This is a genomic window from Ensifer sp. BR816, from assembly GCF_000378985.1.
Classification (GTDB): Bacteria; Pseudomonadota; Alphaproteobacteria; order Rhizobiales; family Rhizobiaceae; genus Sinorhizobium.
The window spans coordinates 701544-723068 of the sequence record NZ_KB905370.1 but is presented as its reverse complement, the minus strand read 5'-3'; the positions used below and the strand labels follow the sequence as shown (position 1 = coordinate 723068).

The 21525-nt window shown below is 63.4% G+C and carries 22 protein-coding genes; 9 read left to right on the top strand and 13 right to left on the bottom strand.

Annotated features, from left to right (window positions below; genetic code table 11):
* Positions 1-180 precede the first annotated feature (180 nt).
* The 6 genes from RHIBR816_RS0103430 to RHIBR816_RS0103405 all read right to left on the bottom strand — a co-directional run bounded on the left by RHIBR816_RS0103430 (position 181) and on the right by RHIBR816_RS0103405 (position 6660).
* Complete coding sequence (locus RHIBR816_RS0103430) at positions 181-1458, bottom strand: imelysin family protein (protein ID WP_018235137.1); 1278 nt, start codon at positions 1456-1458, stop codon at positions 181-183.
* Between the two features lie 207 nt (positions 1459-1665).
* Entirely contained in the window at positions 1666-2955 is a 1290-nt protein-coding gene (locus RHIBR816_RS0103425) for an RsmB/NOP family class I SAM-dependent RNA methyltransferase (RefSeq protein WP_026186602.1), read from the bottom strand.
* A 130-nt stretch (positions 2956-3085) separates the two neighbouring features.
* Positions 3086-3460 (bottom strand): septal ring lytic transglycosylase RlpA family protein, encoded by a 375-nt coding sequence (locus RHIBR816_RS0103420; RefSeq protein ID WP_018235135.1) that lies wholly within the window; start codon positions 3458-3460, stop codon positions 3086-3088.
* A 464-nt stretch (positions 3461-3924) separates the two neighbouring features.
* Positions 3925-4797, bottom strand: a complete 873-nt coding sequence (locus RHIBR816_RS0103415; RefSeq protein ID WP_018235134.1) for an SDR family oxidoreductase — start codon at positions 4795-4797, stop codon at positions 3925-3927.
* Positions 4785-5957 (bottom strand): tRNA epoxyqueuosine(34) reductase QueG, encoded by a 1173-nt coding sequence (queG, locus tag RHIBR816_RS0103410; protein ID WP_018235133.1) that lies wholly within the window; start codon positions 5955-5957, stop codon positions 4785-4787. The genes RHIBR816_RS0103415 and queG overlap by 13 nt, the downstream gene beginning before the upstream one ends.
* A 10-nt stretch (positions 5958-5967) precedes the next feature.
* A complete protein-coding gene (locus RHIBR816_RS0103405; RefSeq protein ID WP_026186601.1) occupies positions 5968-6660 on the bottom strand; it encodes a glutathione S-transferase family protein in 693 nt (230 codons plus the stop codon).
* 249 nt (positions 6661-6909) lie between these two features.
* Here RHIBR816_RS0103405 and RHIBR816_RS0103400 point away from each other — a divergent pair, with 249 nt between their 5' ends.
* On the top strand, positions 6910-7716 hold the full coding sequence (locus tag RHIBR816_RS0103400) for an undecaprenyl-diphosphate phosphatase (RefSeq protein WP_018235131.1): 807 nt from the start codon (positions 6910-6912) through the stop codon (positions 7714-7716).
* A 132-nt stretch (positions 7717-7848) separates the two neighbouring features.
* Here the strand turns inward: RHIBR816_RS0103400 and RHIBR816_RS35570 are convergent, their stop codons facing one another.
* The 7 genes from RHIBR816_RS35570 to dnaN all read right to left on the bottom strand — a co-directional run bounded on the left by RHIBR816_RS35570 (position 7849) and on the right by dnaN (position 13114).
* Entirely contained in the window at positions 7849-8010 is a 162-nt protein-coding gene (locus tag RHIBR816_RS35570; RefSeq protein WP_018235130.1) for a hypothetical protein, read from the bottom strand.
* A 227-nt stretch (positions 8011-8237) separates the two neighbouring features.
* Entirely contained in the window at positions 8238-9218 is a 981-nt protein-coding gene (locus RHIBR816_RS0103390) for a complex I NDUFA9 subunit family protein (RefSeq protein ID WP_018235129.1), read from the bottom strand.
* Between the two features lie 132 nt (positions 9219-9350).
* The gene (locus tag RHIBR816_RS0103385; protein ID WP_018235128.1) at positions 9351-9638 is read right to left on the bottom strand and encodes a DUF1330 domain-containing protein; all 288 of its coding nucleotides are present in this window, start codon (positions 9636-9638) and stop codon (positions 9351-9353) included.
* Between the two features lie 125 nt (positions 9639-9763).
* Positions 9764-10468 carry an orotidine-5'-phosphate decarboxylase gene (pyrF, locus tag RHIBR816_RS0103380; RefSeq protein WP_018235127.1) on the bottom strand — a complete coding sequence of 235 codons (705 nt, stop codon included), beginning with the start codon at positions 10466-10468 and terminating at the stop codon, positions 9764-9766.
* Between the two features lie 7 nt (positions 10469-10475).
* Entirely contained in the window at positions 10476-11057 is a 582-nt protein-coding gene (locus RHIBR816_RS0103375) for a histidine phosphatase family protein (protein WP_018235126.1), read from the bottom strand.
* Between the two features lie 11 nt (positions 11058-11068).
* Positions 11069-11671, bottom strand: coding sequence for a phospholipid N-methyltransferase PmtA (pmtA, locus tag RHIBR816_RS0103370; protein ID WP_018235125.1), 603 nt, complete (start codon positions 11669-11671; stop codon positions 11069-11071).
* 324 nt (positions 11672-11995) lie between these two features.
* Positions 11996-13114 (bottom strand): DNA polymerase III subunit beta, encoded by a 1119-nt coding sequence (gene dnaN, locus RHIBR816_RS0103365; RefSeq protein ID WP_018235124.1) that lies wholly within the window; start codon positions 13112-13114, stop codon positions 11996-11998.
* Between the two features lie 234 nt (positions 13115-13348).
* Between dnaN and rsmI the strand changes: the two genes are divergently transcribed.
* The 8 genes from rsmI (at position 13349) to gshB (ending at position 21435) form a co-directional block, all read left to right on the top strand.
* Positions 13349-14296 (top strand): 16S rRNA (cytidine(1402)-2'-O)-methyltransferase, encoded by a 948-nt coding sequence (gene rsmI, locus RHIBR816_RS0103360; RefSeq protein WP_034814853.1) that lies wholly within the window; start codon positions 13349-13351, stop codon positions 14294-14296.
* Positions 14286-14654, top strand: coding sequence for a YraN family protein (locus tag RHIBR816_RS0103355; protein ID WP_018235122.1), 369 nt, complete (start codon positions 14286-14288; stop codon positions 14652-14654). The genes rsmI and RHIBR816_RS0103355 overlap by 11 nt, the downstream gene beginning before the upstream one ends.
* A gap of 107 nt (positions 14655-14761) precedes the next feature.
* Positions 14762-16060, top strand: a complete 1299-nt coding sequence (locus RHIBR816_RS0103350; RefSeq protein WP_018235121.1) for an extracellular solute-binding protein — start codon at positions 14762-14764, stop codon at positions 16058-16060.
* Positions 16061-16185: 125 nt separating this feature from the next.
* Positions 16186-17106 (top strand): ABC transporter permease subunit, encoded by a 921-nt coding sequence (locus tag RHIBR816_RS0103345; protein ID WP_018235120.1) that lies wholly within the window; start codon positions 16186-16188, stop codon positions 17104-17106.
* 10 nt (positions 17107-17116) lie between these two features.
* Positions 17117-17959 carry a sn-glycerol-3-phosphate ABC transporter permease UgpE gene (gene ugpE, locus RHIBR816_RS0103340; protein ID WP_026186598.1) on the top strand — a complete coding sequence of 281 codons (843 nt, stop codon included), beginning with the start codon at positions 17117-17119 and terminating at the stop codon, positions 17957-17959.
* A 241-nt stretch (positions 17960-18200) separates the two neighbouring features.
* Positions 18201-19325 (top strand): sn-glycerol-3-phosphate import ATP-binding protein UgpC, encoded by a 1125-nt coding sequence (locus RHIBR816_RS0103335; protein WP_018235118.1) that lies wholly within the window; start codon positions 18201-18203, stop codon positions 19323-19325.
* Positions 19322-20311, top strand: a complete 990-nt coding sequence (locus tag RHIBR816_RS0103330; RefSeq protein ID WP_018235117.1) for an endonuclease/exonuclease/phosphatase family protein — start codon at positions 19322-19324, stop codon at positions 20309-20311. The genes RHIBR816_RS0103335 and RHIBR816_RS0103330 overlap by 4 nt, the downstream gene beginning before the upstream one ends.
* A gap of 176 nt (positions 20312-20487) precedes the next feature.
* Positions 20488-21435 (top strand): glutathione synthase, encoded by a 948-nt coding sequence (gene gshB, locus RHIBR816_RS0103325; protein WP_018235115.1) that lies wholly within the window; start codon positions 20488-20490, stop codon positions 21433-21435.
* The last annotated feature ends 90 nt before the right edge of the window (positions 21436-21525 follow it).

Sequence of the window (21525 nt, the reverse complement as noted above, 5' to 3'; positions counted from 1 at the left end):
CGCCCGGCAGGGCAGAGGGGGGTATCAGCGCGGGAGTCGGGGCCAATGCCCGACGTCACTGATGCCGCGGCAGCAGCGCCGATAAGCGCGGCGAGCGGCAACGCGAGGAAGTGGGCAGTCAGGACTTTCATCGGACGAGAGCCGGGCCGCACCTCTTCGGGAGCGACCCGCCTTTCCGGCTTATTGGAAAACCGCGTTAGGATTATCCAGGCTGTCCGAACCTTCAAGCTCGATCGTGCCGAGGTCGAGCGCCGCGATGACCCGTTCGACGGTCTTGGCCTGGGTGATCAAGCCGTCGATGGCGGTCTGAACGGTCGCGTTGCCTTCCGCATTGCCTTCGCCGATCATCTGATCATAGGCCTCGGTTTCGGCCCGCTTGGCCATCGCCTGCATCTTCTCGACCGTCGTCGCGAGATTGGTCGTCATCTCCTTGTCGAGCGCGGCGTCCTTGGCGGCGACGAGCTCTGAAAGCGACGGGCCGGTGAGCTTCGTGCCGTCGATCCGGGTGTATTCGCCCGTATAGGCGGACTGGATGCCGATCGCGTCATGCAAGTGCGAATTGTGGGTGTTGTCCGAGAAGCAATCATGCTCCTCTTCCGGATCGTGCAGCAGCAGGCCGAGCTTCATGCGCTCGCCGGCAAGTTCGCCATAGGAGAGCGAGCCCATGCCGGTGAGGATCGCCGCGAGGCCGGCCTTGGGGTCGGTTTCCACCCCCTTGGCCGCGGCGCCCTCCGGTGCCCAGTTGGCGGCCATTTCCTTGAGGTCGGAGACGAGCAGGTCGGTCGCCGCCTTCAGATAGGCGGCGCGGCGGTCGCAATTGCCGTTGGTGCAGGCCTTGGCGTCGAAATCGGTATAGGTGCGTTTGCCGGCGCCCGGGCCGGTGCCGTTCAGGTCCTGGCCCCAGAGCAGGAATTCGATGGCGTGGTAGCCCGTCGCGACATTCGCCTCGATGCCGCCGGCTTCCTGCAGCGTGCCGGCCAGGAATTCCGGCGTGATGTTCGCCGCGTCGACGTCCTTGCCGTCGATCTTGATCGTCTTGTTGGCGATGACATTGGCGGTGAAAAGGGCGTTCTCGTCGCTCTCGGTGCCGTAGCTCGGATCGACATAGTCGATCAGGCCCTCGTCGAGCGGCCAGGCATTCACCTTGCCTTCCCATTCGTCGACGATCGCATTGCCGAAGCGGTAGACCTCGGTCTCCTGGTAGGGGTTGCGCGCCTTCAGCCAGGCCTCGCGCGCCGCCTTCAGCGTCTCGTCGCTGGGGCTGGCGATCAGCGCATCGACGGCCTTGTCGAGGGCTTCGGCGGTGGTCAGCGCGTCCTCATATTTGGCGTGCGCGATCGCCGCATAATGCTTGACGACGGCGGCCGCGTCTGTCGCGGCGTTGGCCGGCTGCAGGGCCAGCACGGACGTGGCCGTCATGAGTGTCAGCGCGGCGGCGCGGATGAAATTCTTGGTCATGACCCTCTCCTTCGCTTTTTGCAGGCCGGCCGAGCGAAGCGGCTTGAGGCCGGTAAAGCGCCCATGTCATGAACCAAAAGCAAACTGGTGTCAAAGCGTATAGTTTAGAACATTTTCAATTTTGCGACTTCCCCTTGCAGGCATTTGTTTCGGTGTCTGCCGTTGCCCCAATCGCTGCACTCTTTTGGGCCACATGCACTGGGCCCACTAGCTTTTCCTGCCCATCAGGCAGAAGAAGAAGCCGTCGGTTCCGGTCGATGCGGGCGTTAGCGTGACGGTCTTCATGTCGGCGGACCAGGGCTGCGGCTTGTCGGTGCCGAACAGCGTCGCCCATGTCTCTGCGGCCGAGAGGATCTCGAACTCCGGATTGTCCTCGCAGAAGCCGTAGACCTGCGCTTCGTTTTCTTCGGGAAGCACGGAGCAGGTCACATAGATCAGGTGCCCGCCGGGGCGGACAAACTGGGCGGCGCCGGCAAGCGCCTCCTCCTGCTGTGCCAGTCGCTCCTCGAGGTTCTTCTGCGTCAGGCGCCACTTCGTATCCGGCCGGCGCCGCCACGTTCCGGTCCCGGTACAGGGGGCGTCGACGAGCACCCGGTCGCAGCGACCGACGAGCGTTGCAAGCGAATCTGCCGACTCATGCACCTGCACATTGCGGGTACCGGCGCGCTTCAGTCGCTCGATGATCGGCGCCAGCCGCTTGCGGTCGGTGTCATAGGCATGCACCTGGCCCTTGTTGTTCATCGCCGCGGACATGGCGAGCGTCTTGCCGCCGCCGCCGGCACAATAGTCGAGCACCTGCTCGCCCTCGCGCGGGAAGACGAGATCGGCGACGATCTGCGAACCTTCGTCCTGAACCTCGAACCAACCCTTCTGGAACGAGATTTCGGCGGTGACGTGCGGCAGGCGCGCGGCGCCTTCGCCGGCGGGGATGCGCACGCCATGGCGGGCAATGGCCGCCGGTTCGGCGCCGCTGCGCTCCAATGCCTTCAAGACCTTGTCGCGGCTCGCCTTCAGCGTGTTGACGCGAAGGTCGAGGGTCGGCCGGCCGGCGAGCGCCCTGGCTTCGTCGAGCCAGTCGTCGGAGAAGTTTTCTTCGAAAGAGGCCTGCGTCCACTCAGGGATATCGCCTTGCACGTGGAGCGGTGCGCCTTCGATACGGCGCTCGCGGAACGCCTTCATCGTCTCTGCCGACGGGGCTTGCGGGGCGAACTTGTCGTCGGAGAGTTCCGCCGCGAGCCTGTCGGGCGTGAAGCCCCATTGGCGGTAGATGACCGCGTGGCCAAGGGCGGCCGGGCTGTCGCTATCCATCAGATAGGCGTGGGAGAGTTTCATCCGCAGCGCGTCATAGACGATGTTGCCGATGGCGGCGCGGTCGCCCGATCCGGCAAAGCGATGCGAGAGGCCCCAGTCCTTGAGCGCGTCGGCGACTGGGCGCTTGCGCTTCTCGATATCGTCAAGAACGTCTATGGCTCCAGCGAGCCGTCCGCCCAATCGCATCTTCGATCAACTCCTTTTTCGCCGTGGTAGCGGCGATGGCACCGAAGAGCAAGTGAGCGGTCGCATTATGTGCGGGAGCAATCGCGCCCCGCGGAACAGAACCGTCCAGCCTCAAGCCGACGGTGAGGGATCAGGAATTGACGACCTGGTAGCAGATGCTGGCAGTGCCCGAGCGGATCATGCCGATCTGCGAGGCGGCCGCCTTGGAGAGATCGATGACCCGGCCGCGAATGAACGGACCGCGATCATTGATCCGCACGACGACGGTCTTGCCGTTTCGCCGGTTGGTGACCTGGACCTTGGTGCCGAACTTCAGGCTTCGGTGCGCGGCCGTCAGACGCGCGGCGTTCATGCGCTCGCCGGAGGCGGTTTTCGAGGTGAGGGCATACCAGGAGGCGCCACCACAATTCGGTGCCTTTGCCTGGCTGTCGGATGCCGAGACGAGACCCATCCCGACGGCGAATAGCGCTGCGGCGGCAGCAGTCTTGATTTTCGCGGGCTTCAAGCGACGACCTCTTCGGATTGAATGTTCGACTAGTTCCCTTTTCCGTTCGAGCTAATTAGGGCGAAACATGGCAAAAACGTGCTTCAACCTTTAACCATTCATTAGGATTTATTGAAAAATCCCGTCGTTTTAAAACGGGATGCCGTTTTAATTGCTTTAGATAGGCCAAAGAAGTTCTTTTGAATCAGCGCCTAAACGTTTCCTTCGCGCTTTGGTTCCGCGCAACTGCCCGGCCGATGTAAAAAATCATTTAAAATTTCGATTCGCGTGAATTTCGACGAGTTTCCATCATCAAATTCTGCAGCTATCGTCTAGGTTGTGGAGCGTGGCGAAGTATAGGTCAAAATATGGCAGTATGAGGCAGTCAAGGTGAGTCGTCCGAATCTATTACTTTCGGATGATCTCACAGCATGCTTTTGGCGGTGGAGAGATATTCTGATCGACGTATCGGCGACGTGGATTTACTATCCACGCCAGGTCCCGCTTGCCCATAGCTGTGCAAGCGAAACGCGATAATTCGGAAAGGCAAAATCGAAGCCGGCCTCGCGCAGCCGCGCATTGGAGACGCGCTTGTTCTCGCCGTAGAAAGTGCGCGCCATCGGCGACATCTCCGCGGTTTCGAACGGCACTTCCGGCGGCGGCGCGACGCCCATCAGGCGGGCGGCCTCCGCGACCACATCCTGCGGCGGCCCGGGTTCGTCGTCGGTCACGTTGAAAACGCCGCCCAGGCCGCGTGTCGCAAGAAAGGCGGCGGCGGCGCCGATATCCTCGACGCGGATGCGATTGAAGACCTGGTTCGCCTTGACGACCCGCCGCGCCGTGCCTTCGGCGAGGTTGCGGAAAGCGTTGCGCCCCGGCCCGTAGATGCCGGCGAGCCTGAGCACGGCAACGGGCATGCCCTGCTTCGCGCCATGGTCCAGCCAGGCATTCTCCGCCTCGACCCGCTCGACGGATCGCTGGGAGACCGGCTTCAGCGGCGTCGCCTCCGATACCCAGCCGCCGTCATGATTGCCATAGACGCCGACGGTGGAGAGATAACCGACCCAGCGAAGGTTCGGCAGGAGCTCGTCGAGCGGCGGCGTCCCGGCGCGGAACATCGGATCGCCATCACGTCCCGGCGCAATCGACTGGATGAGGTGCGTCGCCGTGCCCATCGCGCCGGCGAGCTCCGCGGAAATCGTCGCTCCGTCGAACAGCAGGGGCTTTATGCCGGCCGCATCGAGGCCCGCCAGCTTGTCCGGCGAGCGGGTCGTTCCGGTCACCGATTGTGCGGCGGGGGCAAGCGCCTTCGCAATCGCCGTGCCGGAATAGCCGGCGCCAAGTATCAGGACATGCATCGGCTCACTCCTGCCATTTCCCATTCCGAAAGCACCTCGTCGTCGGTTTCCTGCCCGCACTCCCCGGCAAAGGCGGCGAGCTCATCCGCCTCGATCAGACGCGAAAGCGCCCAGACGGCCATCCCCCTGACGGCCGGGGCGGCGTCACGCGCCAACGCCTTGCAGGCGGGTACGAACCTCTCTTCACCGGAATTGCCGACGGCGATCAAGACATTTCTGACGAAGCGGTCGCGGCCGATGCGTTTGACCGGAGAGCCGGAAAACAGGCTGCGGAAGGCGGCGTCGTCGAGTGTCAGCAGGGAGGCGAGCTCCGGTTCCTTGAGATCTTCGCGCGCCTTGAGCTTCATTTCCGAGGCCGAGCGGGCGAATTTGTTCCAGGGACAGACGGCGAGGCAATCGTCGCAGCCATAGATGCGGTTGCCGATCAGCGGTCTGAGTTCGCGGTCGATCGGCCCCTTGTGCTCGATCGTCAGGTAGGAGATGCAGCGCCGCGCATCGATCCGATAGGGCGCCGGGAAGGCGTCGGTCGGACAGGCGTCGAGGCAGGCCCGGCAGGAGCCGCAACGGTCGCGCTCGGGATCGTCGAGGTCGAGGTCGGCCGTCGTGAACAGGCTGCCGAGAAACAGCCACGAGCCGAATTCGCGGCTGACCAGATTGGTGTGCTTGCCCTGCCAGCCGATACCGGCCTTTTCCGCGAGCGGCTTCTCCATGACCGGGGCGGTATCGACGAAGACCTTGACGTCCGCGCCGGCGCGCGCCGCAAAGCGGGTGGCGATTTCCTTCAGCCGCCCTTTGACGACGTCGTGATAGTCCCGGTTCTGGGCGTAGACGGAGATTGCGCCCCGGTCGCGCTTGGCGAGGACCGCGAGCGGGTCGGTGTCTGGGCCGTAATTCATGCCGAACAGGACGATCGAGCGGACCTCGCTCCACAGCACGCGCGGATCGGAGCGCCGCCCCGCCGTCTCGGAAAGCCATTCCATCGTCCCGTGACAGCCTTCGGCAAGGAATTGCCGGAGCCGGCCCGGCGCTTGCGGAATCGCGTCCGGTCGGGTGATCCGACAGAGGTCAAAACCCTTGGCCGCGGCTTCCTCTTTCAGGAAGGCGGTGAGCGTCCGTCGTCTCCTGCCCTGGTTCTCCGCTCTTGCAGCGTCGCCGGGCATCGTCGTGTCCTTAGAAATCGAGATCCGCATAATGGGAGACGGGGGTTACGCCGCGCACCCGCTCGGCGAGCAACGGGCGGAAGGACGGTCGGGATTTCAGCCGCTGGTACCACTCCTTGGCGGTCGGCGCGTCGGACCAGTCGATTTCGCCCAGATAGTCGAGGACGGAGGTTGCGGCGGCCGCCGCGAGATCGGCATAGGAGATGCGGTCTCCCGCAAGCCAGGGGCGCGAACCGGCGAGCCAGGAGAGGTATTTCATGTGCTGGCGGATATTGCTCCGCGAGGTCCTGAGGACCTTCGAATCCGGAGCGCCGCCGCCCTGGTCGGGGGTCATCTGCAGCTTGAAGACACGCTCGCGCACCAGCGGCCGCGTCACGTCGGCCTCCATCTTCTGCAGGAACCATTCGGTGAGCCGGCGAATCTCGGCCCGCTGGAACGGATCCTCCGCCAGCAACCGGCGATCGCGCTTCATGATACCGCTGGTCTCGTCGAGATATTCGGAGATGATCGTCGCGCCGCAAAGGGCTCGCATGCTGTCATCGACATAGACCGGCAAGGTGCCGGCCGGGTTGAGCGCAAGGAAGTCGCGCCGGTTCTCCCAGGGCTGTTCTTCGCTCAGTTCCGTCTGATAGCCATATTCCGAGAGAATAAGGCGTACGAACCGCGAGGCAGAGGACATGGGGTGGTGATACAGTGTCGGCATCGATGATCAGATTGGAGCTGTTTACGGGGATCCACAGCGCCGTGCGTACGCACAAAGGACGCTGTAGCACTTTGAATGGCTGCATGTTTCATCCTTAAATCGGCCCGATTTAAGGAAACATGCAGTAGGCATCGCGGCATATGCAACTGGCCACGGCTTCATACAACGAGCTATAGGTAGTTGCGGTGGCAAACACAAGAGAATCGACCTTCTCCTCCCAAATCCAAGCATATCAGGAACCGTTCATATATGGCCGATCAATCGATCATCAGCGCGCTCGTGCTCGGGCTCATCGAAGGGCTGACGGAGTTTATCCCCGTCTCGTCGACGGCGCATGTCCTTCTCGCCGGGCACTTCCTCGGCTTCAAGTCGCCGGGCAACACCTTTGCCGTTCTCATCCAGCTCGGTGCCATCCTTGCCATCCTGCTCGTCTATTTCCAGAAGCTCCTGTCGATCGCGCTGGCCCTGCCAACGAGCCCCAAGGCGCGGCGATTCGTGTTCTCGGTGCTCATCGCCTTCCTGCCGGCGGCGCTCATCGGGGCGGCGGCGCATGATTTCATCAAGTCGGTCCTGTTCGAGACGCCGATGCTGATCTGCATCGTGCTGATCGTCGGTGGCGTCATCCTCTATGTCATCGACCACCTGCCGCTGACGCCGCGCTACACCGACGTCTTCGATTATCCCCCGTCGCTTGCCCTGAAGATCGGCCTCTGCCAGTGCCTGGCCATGATCCCGGGCACGTCGCGCTCAGGAGCGACGATCGCCGGCGCGCTGCTGATGGGAACCGACAAGCGATCGGCTGCCGAGTTCTCCTTCTTCCTCGCCATGCCGACCATGGTCGGCGCCTTCACCATCGATCTCTACAAGAACCGCGACGCGCTCTCCTTCGACGATATCAGCTTGATCGCCGTCGGCTTCATCGCCGCCTTCGTCGCGGGGATTTTCGTCGTGCGCTCGCTGCTCGACTTCGTCTCGCATCGCGGTTTCACGCCCTTCGCGATCTGGCGCATCATCGTCGGCACCGCAGGCCTGATCGGCCTCTGGGTGCTTGGGTAGGCTCAGCCCGAAAAACATAAAGCCGCATGCGCCTCTTTCGAAAACGCATGCGGCCCCTGGCCCCCGCCAAAAACCTAAAGATCTGCCTCCCGAACCGCGACTGTCGTCACCGCGGTGAGGCAGGTGGCCGGCTTACCAGCCGGAAGCGCCGACCGACGCCGTCGTGCACGGGTCGACGCCATAGGCAGGCGTGCAGCCCTTGCTGCTGCTCGCCACAGTACCCGGTGCGATGAATGAGCCAGCCAGAATGATCAGTGCCGCAGACGCAAAAAAGATTGCGATCGACTTGCCCATGGGACGTTATGCCTTTCGAGTATGATGTTGTCACCGCCTGCGCTCGCCGCGCCGTGGGTGCGAGCGGTGTTTATTCGCCGGGCGTGTCATGATCAATATCAGGGCATGCTGAATCTGCGGTAAACACCATTCCCGTTTTCGACTGCGGCAGAACTGCAACGCTGTGGCATCATGGCCACAAGCAAAAGCCGCCGGCGGCACCGGCGGCTGCAATCAAACGGTAACAATCAGGCCGCGCGGCCGCCGCGCGTATACTGGCCGTGCGGGCGAAAACGCACCAGATAGGTCGGCAGGATCGAATCGAGCAAGGTCGGCTCGATGCCGATTCCGCTGAGCGTCCGGCCTTCCGCTTCGGCCGCCGCGGACACGACATTGTCGGATTTCAGCAACACCACCTGGTCGGCGGTAATCGGCGGCGCGATGAAGGGCACGAGCGACGCGACGCTGCCGAGAAGCGATGCGATGCCGAAGGGGATCGAGACGAAGGAACGCTTGCGGTCGATCGTGTTGAGCGTGATCTCAAGACATTCGCGGAACGACAGCACCTGCGCACCGCCGAGCTCATAGATCGTCCCGCCCTTGAGCTTACCGTCGACGGCGCGGGCGACGGCTTCGGCGACATCCGTCACATAGACCGGCTGGAACTTGGTCTGGCCGCCGCCGATCAGCGGCAAAGCGGGCGCGAAGCGCGCCATGCTGGCGAACTTGTTGAAGAAGTCGTCCTCGGGGCCGAAGATGATCGACGGGCGCAGTATGACCGCCTCGGGGACGGTTTCGAGGACGGCGATCTCGGCGCGGCCCTTGGTACGCGCGTATTTGGATTCGGAATTGGTGTTGGCGCCGATGGCCGAAACATGCGTCAACGTCGCACCGGCCGCGCGAGCGGCTTCGGCGACGGCCCGGGCGCCGAAGTCCTGTACCGCGTCGAAGGTGTTGCGGCCGCTCTCGAAGAGCACGCCGACGCAGTTGATCACATGGTCGGCGCCCTCGACGGCGCGATCGACGGACTTGCGATAGCGCAGATTGGCTTGAACGAAGGAAATCTGGCCCATGGTGCCGAGCGGCTGGAGGTGACCCGCAAGATCAGGCCGGCGCACCGCGACACGGATGCGATAGCCTCGCTTGGCAAGCGCGCGCACCACATGACGGCCGACAAATCCGGATCCGCCGAAAATCGTTACCAGCGGCGGAAGGTTGGACAAGGTCATGGGAAGCGCACTCCTGGAGTCGTTGGCAAGAACTGCTTGCTACATAGCCGAAGCGGCGGGCAAGGTGAAGCCATTCCGCGCATGCCCGCGGAGGCAGCGTCCGCCGATTTTGGCGGGCCAGGCAGCGTCTTCTCAGACGCCCTCCACCACGACCATCTCGGCATCGGCGACCTCCTGGCGGATTGCCGCGGCGATCTGGTATTCCGGGGAGTTGTAGCAATCGATCGCGTTCTGCAGGGACGGAAATTCGATCACCACATTGCGGGCGCGCACCGCACCCTCCAGCCGTTGGAATTCGCCGCCGCGCGCCAGGAAGGTCGCGCCATATTTCTCGAAGGCCGGCTTTGCGGCCGCCACATAGTCCTTGTAGCGCTCGGGGTCCCTGATATCGACCCGAGCAATCCAGTATCCCTTGGCCATTGCGAGCTCCTCGTCTTTCCAAAAAGCACAGACGGGATCGTTACTTCCGGCAATTCTGGGTCGAGGTCAAGCACGCCGCTCACTGGAAGTCGATAAAGCCACAGGGGTTGCCGCCTGTCGGCGGATCAACCGGAAAGGGCGCTCTCCATCTCCGCCAGGATGGTGCGGCTGGCAGCCAGCGGATCGGCGGCCTTAACGATCGGTCGGGCGACGACGAGATGGCTCGAGCCTGCCTTGATCGCCTCGGCCGGCGTCATCACCCGCTTTTGGTCGCCTTTCTCCGCACCGGCCGGACGAATGCCGGGTGTCACCACCGCCATCTCCGCGCCGATGATCTTGCGCACGGCGGCGGCCTCCTCCGCCGAACAGACGATGCCGCCCATGCCGGCGGCGCGCGCCTGTTCGGCGCGGCGCAGCACGAGACGATGCGGGTCGGATCCGTAGCCGGCATCGATCACGTCCTGCGCGTCCATCGAGGTCAGCACCGTGACGCCGAGCAGGCAGAGATCGGAGCCTCTCGCCGCTTCGACCGCCGCCTTCATCGCTTTCGGATAGGCGTGCAGCGTCAGCATCGACATGCCCATCCTGGCGATGTTCTCGACGCCCTTCGCCACCGTGTTGTCGATGTCGAGCAGCTTCATGTCGAGGAAGACCTTCTTGCCGCTTGCCGCGAGATCGCGGGCGAATTCCAGGCCGCCGGCAAAGGCGAGCTGATAGCCGATCTTGTAGAAGGCCACCTCATCGCCGAGCGTAGAGACGATCTTTTCTGCCTCGGCGATCGTCGGAATGTCGAGGCCGACGATCAGCCGGTCGCGCGCGCTTGTTTCCATGTCGAGATCACCCCTGCCAAAATTCCATCGGCGTCCAGTCGCATGTGATGGCGCGATCCGCAAGACGGAAGGCAAAGAGATTGCCGCCGCCCGGCAGCTGGTCGGCGCTGCGGGCGATCGGCTTGCCCGTCATTCGGCATTTGAGCAGCGTGCCGACGCCGCCATGGCCGACAAAGGCGATCGGGATAGCCGGATCGTGGCGGTCGAGGATGGAGAACACGGCCCTGGAGATACGCGCCTGGGCGTCGATCGCGCGCTCCCAGCCGGCATGGCTCTCCTCGGGACGGGCGAAGAAGCGGTCCGCCGCCCTCTCGAAATCCTCGGGCGGCAGGAAGCCCGTCGAGGAGCGGTCGTTCTCGCCGGTTTCCTCGTCGGTCTCGATCGGGACGCCGGCGGCTTCGGCGAGGATTGCCGCGGCTTCCAGCGCTTTCCGCTCCGCGCTGGAGATGATGCGGCCGAGCAGCCGGACCCATGGCTGTTCGGCGGTTACGCGCAGCCGCTCGCGGCCGAGGTCGGACAGGCCCCATTGCGGCACCGCGACGGCAGGATCGATCTTGACTTGCGGGTGCGTGAGATAGACGCCGAACACGGGCAGGCGGTCTAATGGGCCTTGCTGTAGACCCAGAGCTGAGCCGGCGGGATGTTGCGCACGACGAAATCGTAATGCTGGATGCGGTAGCGATCCGGCATGGCGACGACCGGCGACATCGGCCCATAGGAGATCTGAACGACTGGACGCCCGAAGGGGATGCGCGACAGCAGGTCGTCGATCAGCTCGACGCGGCGGTGCATGGGGAAGTTGAGGAGGGGGACGGCGGAGACGACGCTGTCGAACTGCTGGCCGTTCAGCGGGCCAAGCGTGCGTGAAAGGTCGAAGGCATCGCCGTTGATGAAGTGCACGCCGGCAAAATCCTCCTTCAGCTGGTTGAAGAATTCGGTCGAGTATTCGACCGATACCAGCCGCTCGGGAGAGATGCCGCGCTCCAGGATCGCCTTGGTGATCACGCCCGTCCCCGGCCCGAGTTCGAGCACCGGCAGCCCGGAACGCGGGTTGACGACGCTTGCCATGCGTCGCGCCGTCACCGTGGAGGTCGGCAGGATCGCGCCGACGGCTTTGGTGTTGTTCATCCAGCCCTTGAAGAAGCGAATCTCTTCGTCGAACTTCTGACCGAACTTTTCCTTCACCTTCAGGCGCAGACTCATCGAATCCCCTCAGCTTCTTTGTTCCATGACTAAGCGCGCGTCGCCGCAATCCGGCGGCCCCGCGCGAACATCTGCCTCATAATGTGCTCCCATCTGCGGCGAAAACAAGTCGCCCTGCGTCTGAAAGCGACACTTTATCAACAAACAGCGACGTCGCACCTGTGAAAAACCCGCCAGGCGGCGCATGGCGGGTCTCAATTCGGTATCGTGCCACCGCAGGCTGCCTCGAAATCGCAGCCACATTAAGGGTCAAAACGTGCAGCAATGCAAAGCGCTGACGCGACCTTTGCGCGTCTGATCAAGACGGAACGTCCCGCCCACGTCTCACACGCGCATCGGCATGAGCACGTAGAGTGCGTCCTCCGCGGCCAGGTCGCGCACCAGCGTCGGCGAACCCGGGTCCGCCAGCATGAAGACCGCTTCATCGCCGGTCAGCTGGGCGGTGATGTCGAGCAGATACTTGGCATTGAAGCCGATTTCGAGCGGATCGCTCTCGTAACCGACCGGCAATTCTTCCGTAGCGCTGCCGGAATCGGGATTGTTGACCGTCAGCGTCATCTGGCCCTCGTTCAGGGCAAGCTTGACGGCCCGGCCGCGTTCCGAGGAAATCGTCGAGACCCGGTCGACGGCCTGCGCAAAGGACTGGCAGTCGACGCGCAATTCCTTGTCGTTCCCGGCTGGAATCACCCGCTGATAGTCCGGGAACGTGCCGTCGATCAGCTTCGAGGTCATGACGATCGAGCCGATCGTCAGGCGGATCTTCGCATCCGAGACCTCGACCGTCACCACAACGTCCGGCGTGTCGAGCAGCTTCTGCAATTCGCTGACCGTCTTGCGCGGAATGATGATGCCGGGCATGCCCTCGGAGCCGGCCGGCGCCTCGATGTCGGCGCGCGCGAGGCGATGACCGTCGGTCGCAACGGCGCGCAGCTTGAGCTCGCCCTTGTTCTCCACCGTGTGGACGAAGATGCCGTTCAGGTAGTAGCGCGTTTCCTCCGTCGAGATCGCGAACTGCGTCCTATCGATCAGCATCTTCAGATCCGTCGCCTTGAGGCGGAAGGAATGCGAGAAGCTTCCGGCCGTCAGATCCGGGAAGTCCGATTGCGGCAGGCATTGCAGCGAGAACTTGGAGCGGCCCGAGGCGACCGTCATCGCCGTGCCCTCGGCATTGGTGGCGAGCAGCACCTCCGAACCGTCCGGCAGCTTGCGGACGATGTCGTAGAGGAGATGGGCCGGAACGGTCGTGGCGCCGGCCTGTTCGACCTGAGCCGGGGTTGCCTCGGTGATCTCCAGGTCGAGGTCGGTCGCCTTCATCTCGAGGCTGGCGCCGTCGGAGCGCAGCAGCACGTTCGACAGGATCGGGATCGTATTGCGCCGTTCGACCACGCGATGGACATGGTTCAGCGATTTCAAAAGGTTGGACCGCTCGAGAGTAATGCGCATGGGATGCTACCGCTTTCAACCATTGCCGGACGGGCGGGCGCCCGCCGCAGCGTCAAACTGCGTGTGTCCCGGCCGGTCGGCCGGAGCGATGTGGACGGGCAAAATGGCAGAAAAATTGCCGCGAAAGCAAGCGGTTTCGCGGCCTTTTCCCAAATGCAGACGCCCGCGCGGATGAGGCACCCTTGCCCTCAGCTTGCCGCTCACTCATAAAGGGCGCGAACCGGCAAGCCGGGCATGAGCGGGAACATGGCGTTGGACAAGCAGCAATCGACCGAGGCGGCGGAGAAGGAGAGGCACCGCAGCTTCCGCCTGCACAATGCAAGCATTCCGGCGCGCCCCCTGGAGCCGGCGCTCTATCTGGTGGCGACGCCCATCGGCAACCTCGCCGACATCACCTTGAGGGCTCTGGAGACGATTGCCGGCGCCGATCTGCTTGCCTGCGAGGACACGCGGGTGACGCGCGTGCTCCTCGACCGCTACGGCATCGTCAATCGGCCGGTCGCCTACCACGAGCACAATGCCGCCGAGGCCGGGCCGCGGCTGCTTGCAGCGCTCGCCGAGGGAAAGTCCGTCGCGCTCGTCTCCGACGCCGGCACGCCGCTTGTCTCCGATCCCGGCTACCGCCTGGCGCAGCTCGCCATCGACGCAGGCCACAAGGTCGTCCCCATTCCCGGACCGTCGGCACCGCTCGCAGCGCTCGTAGGATCGGGACTTCCGAGCGACGCCTTCCTTTTTGCCGGCTTCCTGCCCACCAAGGACAAGGCGAGGCGCGACCGGCTCAGGGAATTCGCCGGCGTCCCGGCGACGCTCCTCTTCTTCGAATCGCCGCATCGCATCGCCGCGACGGTGGCCGCGGCCGCCGAGATTTTCGGTGCGGAACGGAAGGCGGCTGTCTGCCGCGAACTGACCAAAACCTTCGAGGAGTTTCGCCGCGGCACGCTCGGTGCGCTCAGAGCCTTTTATGACCAAGGCGCGAACGTCAAGGGCGAGATCGTCCTGGTGGTCGCTCCGCCGGATGCAAAGCCGGCCCCTGCGGCCGAGGATGTAGACGCGCTGCTGAACGCGCTTGCCCGCGACATGCCGATGGGCAAGGCGGCGACGGAAGCGGCGCGCCAAACCGGCCTGCCGCGCAAGGAACTCTACGACAGGCTCCTGGGCCTGAAGGGTGGCCATGAGGACTGAGCGTCCGGATTCCCGCAAGCTCAAGGCGCTGAAGCGCGGTCATCTCGCTGAATACCGCGCTGCGCTCTGCCTGATCGTCAAGGGCTACCGGATCGTCGCCATGCGCTATCGCACCAAGCTCGGCGAGATCGACATCATCGCCCGGCGCGGCGACCTGATCGCCTGTGTCGAAGTGAAGGCCCGGGCGAGCTTCGACGGTGCCGTCTTCGCCGTCTCCGATACGGCGCAAAGGCGGATCAGGGCGGCGAGCGATATCTGGCTGTCGCGTCAGGCGGATTTTCACCGTCTCTCGGTCCGCTACGACATCGTCGCCGTCATGCCTTGGCGCTGGCCGCGGCACCTGCCGGACGCGTTTTGACCAAACGATCAAAAATGTAATCGATCCGACACAAAATCATTACGGGCCTGTCACCGAAGGTCACTACTCCACTGCCACCGCAACCACGGTGGAGAGGGACCCCAGACATGTTCAAAACGACTTCGCTTGCAGCCATCGCTGTTGCATTTTCCACGACGACGTCGCTTGCCGCGACCAACATCACCTGGTGGCACGGCATGGCCGGCCGCAACGGCGAGGTGATCAACGAGGTCGCCCAGAAATTCAACGCCTCCCAGAGCGCTTGCGCCCTCACCCCCGTCAGCAAGGGCACCTATGAGGAGGCGCTTGCCTCCGGCATCGCCGCCTTCCGCGCCGGCGAACAGCCGAACATCCTGCAGGTCTTCGACGCCGGTGCCGCCACCATCATCAACGCCAAGGGCGCCGTCATTCCGGCCGAAGACCTGATCACCAAGGCAGGCTACAGCTTCGACCGAGCCGCCTTCATCGACGGCGTGCGCCATTTCTACGCCGATAGCGAAGGCAAGTTCGTCGGCATGCCGTTCAATTCCTCGGCGCCGATCATGTATATCAACGACGAGGCCCTGAAGAAGGCCGGCGTCGAGGCTCCGAAGACCTGGGAAGAGTTCGAGGCCATCGCACCGAAGCTGAAAGAGGCCGGCTTCATTCCGCTCGTCCAGTCGCAGCTCACCTGGCAGTTCACCGAGAACTTCTTCTCGCGCAACAACATCCAGTTCGCCACCAACAACAACGGCTACGACAGCGTCGTCGACACCAAGCTCAAGGTCACCGACCCGAACCTCGAAATGATGTTCGAGAAGCTGAAGGCCTGGAAGGATGAGGGCTATTTCGCCTTCTACGGTGCCGGCTGGAACGACAACCAGAAGGTCTTCGAAGACGGCAAGGCAGCTCTTTGGATCGGCTCCTCCGGCTCCTTCGGCGGCCTGCAGAAGACGGCTACCATGCCCTTCTCGGCGACCTTCCTGCCCTATTGGAGCGCGATCAAGGGCGCCGGCACCAACTCCTTCATCGGCGGCGCCGCACTCTTTGCCATGTCCGGCAAGTCGGACGAGGAAAACAAGTGCGTCGCCGATTTCTTCCAGTTCCTGACCTCGCCGGAAGTCCAGTATTTCTACCACAGGGCCACCGGCTATGTTGCGATCACCAAGGCGGCCTATGAGCTTGCCCAGAAGGACGGCTACTACAAGGAGAAGCCGGTCGCCGAAGTCGGCATCAAGCAGCTCCTGCTGCCGGCCGGCGAATGGTCCAAGGGCTACCGTCTCGGCTTCTATCCGCAGATCCGCGAGATCATGGAGCGCGAATACGGCCGCATCTTCTCCGGCGAAGCGACCGTGAAGGATGCGCTTGAGGCGATCGAGAAGGAAGGCAACGAACTGCTCGCCCGCTTCGCCAAGACGGCCGGCTGATTGCGATGAGCGAGGCGAGCCCCTCTCCCTGGCCCTCTCCCCGCGCGCGGGGAGAGGGGAATGCTGCCGACAATGGAGCGTCCCTTCTCCCCGCAATGGCGGAGAGAAGGTGGCCGGCAGGCCGGATGAGGGGCCGCTTCAAAGATCAAGGACAGCAGGCAGCCGCCAAGCGCGTGCAATTCGCCTCGCCTTTCCTGCCCTACCTCTTTCTCGCGCCGCAGCTCGCGATCATCTTCGTGTTCTTCTACTGGCCCTCGGTGCAGGCGATCCAGTCCTCCTTTTATCTCGAGGATCCGTTCGGTTTCGGCTCGACCTTCGTCGGCCTGACGAACTATGCCGACGTCCTGAAGTCGACCGAGTATTTCGGCATCGCGCGATTCACGGCGATCTTCACCGCCCTCGTCACCTTCTTCGCGCTGGCGATCGGGCTGCTGCTCGCCGTCAAGGCGGACGGCGTCATTCGCGGCAATGCGGCCTACAAGACGCTGCTTATCTGGGTCTATGCGATCGCCCCGCCTGTCGCCGGCCTGATCGGCATGATGTTCTTCAACCAGCATATCGGCCCGCTCGTCGAATTCGCCCGCTGGTTCGGTTGGGACATCAAGGTCGGGCTCGATTATTTCGACACGGCCTTCGCGATGATCGTCGTCGCGGTCTGGAAGCAGATCCCCTACAACTTCATCTTCTTCCTCTCGGGACTTCAGGGCATTCCGGTTTCGGTGCGCGAGGCGGCGGCGATCGACTGCCGGTCGGAACTGCGCCGTTTCTGGACGGTCATCCTGCCGCTGCTTGCGCCGACGGCCTTCTTCCTGCTGATCATCAACGTCACCTACGCGCTTTTCGACACGTTCGGCATCATCGACGTGATGGTGAAGGACAAGGCCGCCAACAATCCGATCACGCTCGTCTACAAGGTCTATATGGACGGTTTCCGCGGCAGCGATCTCGGCGGTTCGTCGGCGCAGTCGGTGATCCTCATGGTGATCGTCCTGGTGCTCACCATCTTCCAGTTCCGCTTCATCGAGCGGCGCGTGCACTATAATTGAGGTGATGCCGATGCATCGCACCCGCTTCTTCGACCATGTCATTCTCCTGATCGGCGTCTTCATCATGGTGGCGCCCGTCGTCGTCGCCTTCATGACCTCGACCCATGAGGCGGCCGACATCCACCGCAACGGTCTCAGTCTCACCTGGGGCGGCCATTTCGCCGAGACCTATGAGACGGTTTTGACCCGCGAGGGCGGCTTCACCGGCAAGGTCACCGGCTTCAACATGATGCTGAACTCGATGATCCTCGGTCTCGGCTTTGCCGTCGGCAAGATCGTGCTCTCGATGCTTGCGGCCTATGCGATCGTCTATTTCCGCTTTCCGCTGGCGAGCTTCTTCTTCTGGGTGATCTTCACGACGCTGCTCCTGCCGCTCGAGGTCCGCATCCTGCCCTCCTACGAGGTGATGAACGCCCTGAAGCTGACGAACACCTATACCGGGCTGATCGTGCCGCTTCTCGCGTCCGCGACCGGCACCTTCTATTTCCGACAGTTCTTCAAGTCGGTGCCGGACGAGCTCCTGGAGGCGGCGCGGATCGACGGCGCGGGGCCGTTCAAGTTCTTCATCGACGTGCTGGTGCCGCTGTCGCGCACCATGATGGCGGCGATCTTCATCATCATGTTCGTCTACGGCTGGAACCAGTATCTCTGGCCGACGCTGATGACGACGGACGAGGGCTTCTTCACGCTGGTGCGCGGCATCAAGCAGATCCTGCTCGTCTGGGTCGGCTCCAACATTCCCGATTACAACGAGGCCTTCGCGCTGGCGATCCTCGCCATGCTGCCGCCGGTGATGATCGTCGTCATCTTCCAGCGCTGGTTCATCAAGGGGCTTACGGAAAGCGACAAATAGAGCATTTCCAGGCGAAGTGTGTGCGGTTCGCCGTCCGGAATGCGGAAGCAAATAGAGCATTTCCAGGCGAAGTGTGTGCGGTTCGCCGTCCGGAAATGCGGAAGCAAAGAGAGCATTTCCAGGCGAAGTGTGTGCGGTTCGCCGTCTGGAAGTGCGCGGACACAAAAAGTGGAACGACCGGAGGCGCGGCGGGTTTTACACCGTTCCCGCTCCGCATTCCGCATTGACCAACGGAGCTAGCATGGCGGCGATCGATATCGCAGAGGTGTCTAAAATCTACTCGGGCAATGTCGAGGCCGTAAAGTCGGTCTCGATCGACATTGCCGACGGCGAATTCATCGTCCTTGTCGGACCCTCCGGCTGCGGCAAGTCCACGCTTCTGCGCATGGTCGCCGGGCTGGAAACGATATCGAAGGGCAGCGTGACGATCGGCACGCGTCTCGTCAACGATGTCGATCCGGCCGAGCGCGACGTCGCCATGGTCTTCCAGAACTATGCGCTCTACCCGCATATGACGGTCTACGAGAACCTCGCCTACGGCCTCAAGAACCGCAAGACGCCGAAGGCGGAGATCGACGCGCGGGTCGCGGAAGCCGCGCGCATGCTGGAGATCGAGCCCTATCTCGACCGCAAGCCGCGGGCGCTTTCGGGCGGCCAGCGCCAGCGCGTCGCGATGGGCCGGGCGATCGTCCGCAAGCCGGCCGCCTTCCTTTTCGACGAGCCGCTCTCCAACCTCGATGCGAAGCTGCGCGTCTCGATGCGCGGCGAGATCAAGCGCTTGCAGAAGCGGCTCGGCACCACGTCGCTTTACGTGACCCACGACCAGCTCGAAGCGATGACGCTCGCCGACCGGCTGGTGGTGCTGAACGGCGGCCGCATCGAGCAGATCGGCCGGCCGCTCGAGGTCTATCACGCACCGGCCTCGACCTTCGTCGCGAGCTTCATCGGCTCGCCGGCGATGAACCTCCTCAAGGGCGTGCTGGAAGGCGGCCGCCTGCATGTCGGCACGCATGCGATCGACCTCGATTATCCGGCGCCGGCCGAGGGGGCGGTGACCGTCGGGCTCAGGGCGGAAGACTTGCGCCCGGCGTCTGCCGGCGAGCAGGCCTTGCTCTTCCGCGTCGACTATGTCGAGGAACTCGGAGCGCAACGCCTGGTGCACGGCGCGGTCGAGGATCAGGCGCTGACCGTCGCATTGTCGCCGGAAACGCCGCTTGCCAGCGAGCTTGCGATCGCCATGCCGACGGATCGGCTGCATTTCTTCTCGGCGGAGAGCGGCAAGCGGCTTCCTCGCCCAGCGGTGACCGGCATGGCGACAGCTGCACCTGCCCGCCCGCAAACCGTGAATTTGGAGCATGCACTGTGATCGAAGAGACCGTAGCGACACTCACCGCGCCCTCGCGGGCCGACCGCGAGGGCTTTCTCCGCATGGAACGCAGCATTGCCGTCCATGACGCGATCATGGCGGGGCTCGAGGCGATGAACGTGATCGAGATCGGCGGCGCCGCCACGGCACCGGCGCCGCTTGCCTTTCCCTTCACCGTCGCCGCCTGGAACCTCGAACGCTGCCTCTTTCCCGAAGAAAGCGCCGACCATCTCCGCGCGACCGGTGCGCCTGTCGTTCTGCTTTCCGAGATGGACAACGGCATGGCCCGCACAGGACAGCGGCATACGACGGCCGAGGTCGCGGCCGCACTGGAAATGCAATATGCCTATGGCGTCGAATTCATCGAACTGGGGCTCGGCTCGGATACCGAGCGCGAATTCTGCAGGGACGACTTCAACGACAAAGGTTTTCATGGCAACGCCCTGCTGACCTCCAGCCCGGTCCAGCGCTCCTTCCTTTTGCGGCTTTGGGGCGAGCGCCTGTGGTTCGGTGACAGCGACCAGCCGCGCGTCGGCGAGCGCATCGCCCTCGGCGCCGTGATCGAGACCGAGACCGGCCCTCTCATCGCCGTTTCCACGCATCTGGAAAGCGCCACCACCGCTGCCTACCGCGAGCGACAGGTCAAGGAACTGATCGACGCCCTGGACGCCGCCTTTCCAGGCCTCCCGATCCTGATCGGCGGCGACCTCAACACGGGCAATCATATCGGCGGCGATTTCGAGGCGGAGGGTCTTTTTGCGGCGAGCGCCGAACGCGGCTTCACCCGCCACGGCGGACCGATCGATCAGATGACCACCCGTCCGAGCCTGATCACCCGTTGGCCGAAACGGGCGATGAAGCTCGACTGGTTTTTAGCGCGGGGGCTGAAGATCGGCGAAAGCCGCATCGTTCCTTCGCTCGACGCGTCAGACCGTCCGCTCTCCGACCACGACCTCATCACCTGCGTCGTCGAGGGTTTCGAATAGGCGCCGGTCTCCTTGCCTAAGCGCCTTGCGCATTCTACATGTTGCGGGCTCCTGCGGCGCCATAGGCCGTTTCGGGTGCACGATCGTCGCGGTAGCGCTTTGAATTGCTGTATAATTTCGCCGAAGCGACATCCGCCTCGAAGGAATGCGGCAAGGGAACCAACGGGAACGGGAAAATGGCAGGTATCGTCAATGTCGGGGTCCAGATGGACCATGTCTCGGGCATCACCATTGCGGGCGATTCGACCTTTGCCATGAGCCTCGAGGCGCAGGCGCGCGGTTACCGGCTGTTCCACTACACGCCCGACAGGCTGTCGCTGCGCGACGGCAAGGTCTATGCGACCGCGCAGCAGATGACGCTGCGCGACGTCAAGGGCGACCATTTCACCCTGGACGAGCCCGAGCGGATCGATCTTTCGACCATGGACGTCATCCTGCTTCGCCAGGATCCGCCCTTCGACATGGCCTATATCACCTCGACGCATCTCCTGGAGCGGCTGCACCCGAAGACGCTCGTCGTCAACGATCCGGCCTGGGTCCGCAATTCGCCGGAAAAAATCTTCGTCACCGAATTTCCCGACCTGATGCCGCGGACGCTGATCACCCGCGATGCGAGCGAGATCGCCCGATTCCGCGAGGAGATGGGCGACATCATCCTGAAGCCACTCTACGGCAATGGCGGCGCCGGGGTCTTCCATTCGGCGCGCGACGACCGCAATCTCTCGTCGCTCCTTGAAATGTTCGGCCAGATGTTCCGCGAGCCCTTCATCGCCCAGGAATACCTGCCGGCGGTCCGCAAGGGCGACAAGCGCATCCTGCTCGTCGACGGCGAGCCGGTCGGCGCGATCAACCGGGTTCCGGCCGAACACGACGCCCGCTCCAACATGCATGTCGGCGGGCGCGCCGAGGCGACCGAACTCACCGCTCGCGAGAAGGAAATCTGCGCCCGCATCGGCCCGGCGCTGAAAGCCCGGGGCTTCCTCTTCGTCGGCATCGACGTGATCGGCGATTACATGACGGAGATCAACGTCACTTCGCCGACGGGCATCCGCGAGGTCAAGAAGTTCGGCGGCGCCGATGTCGCCAGCCTGCTTTGGGACGCGATCGAGCAGAAACGCGGCTGACCGGCCGACCCAAAAGCATATCGCGTCGTTTGTTCTATTATTGTTCTTGTTTTTAAGCGCGTACCGTGCAAGATTTGGATTGCTACCGGC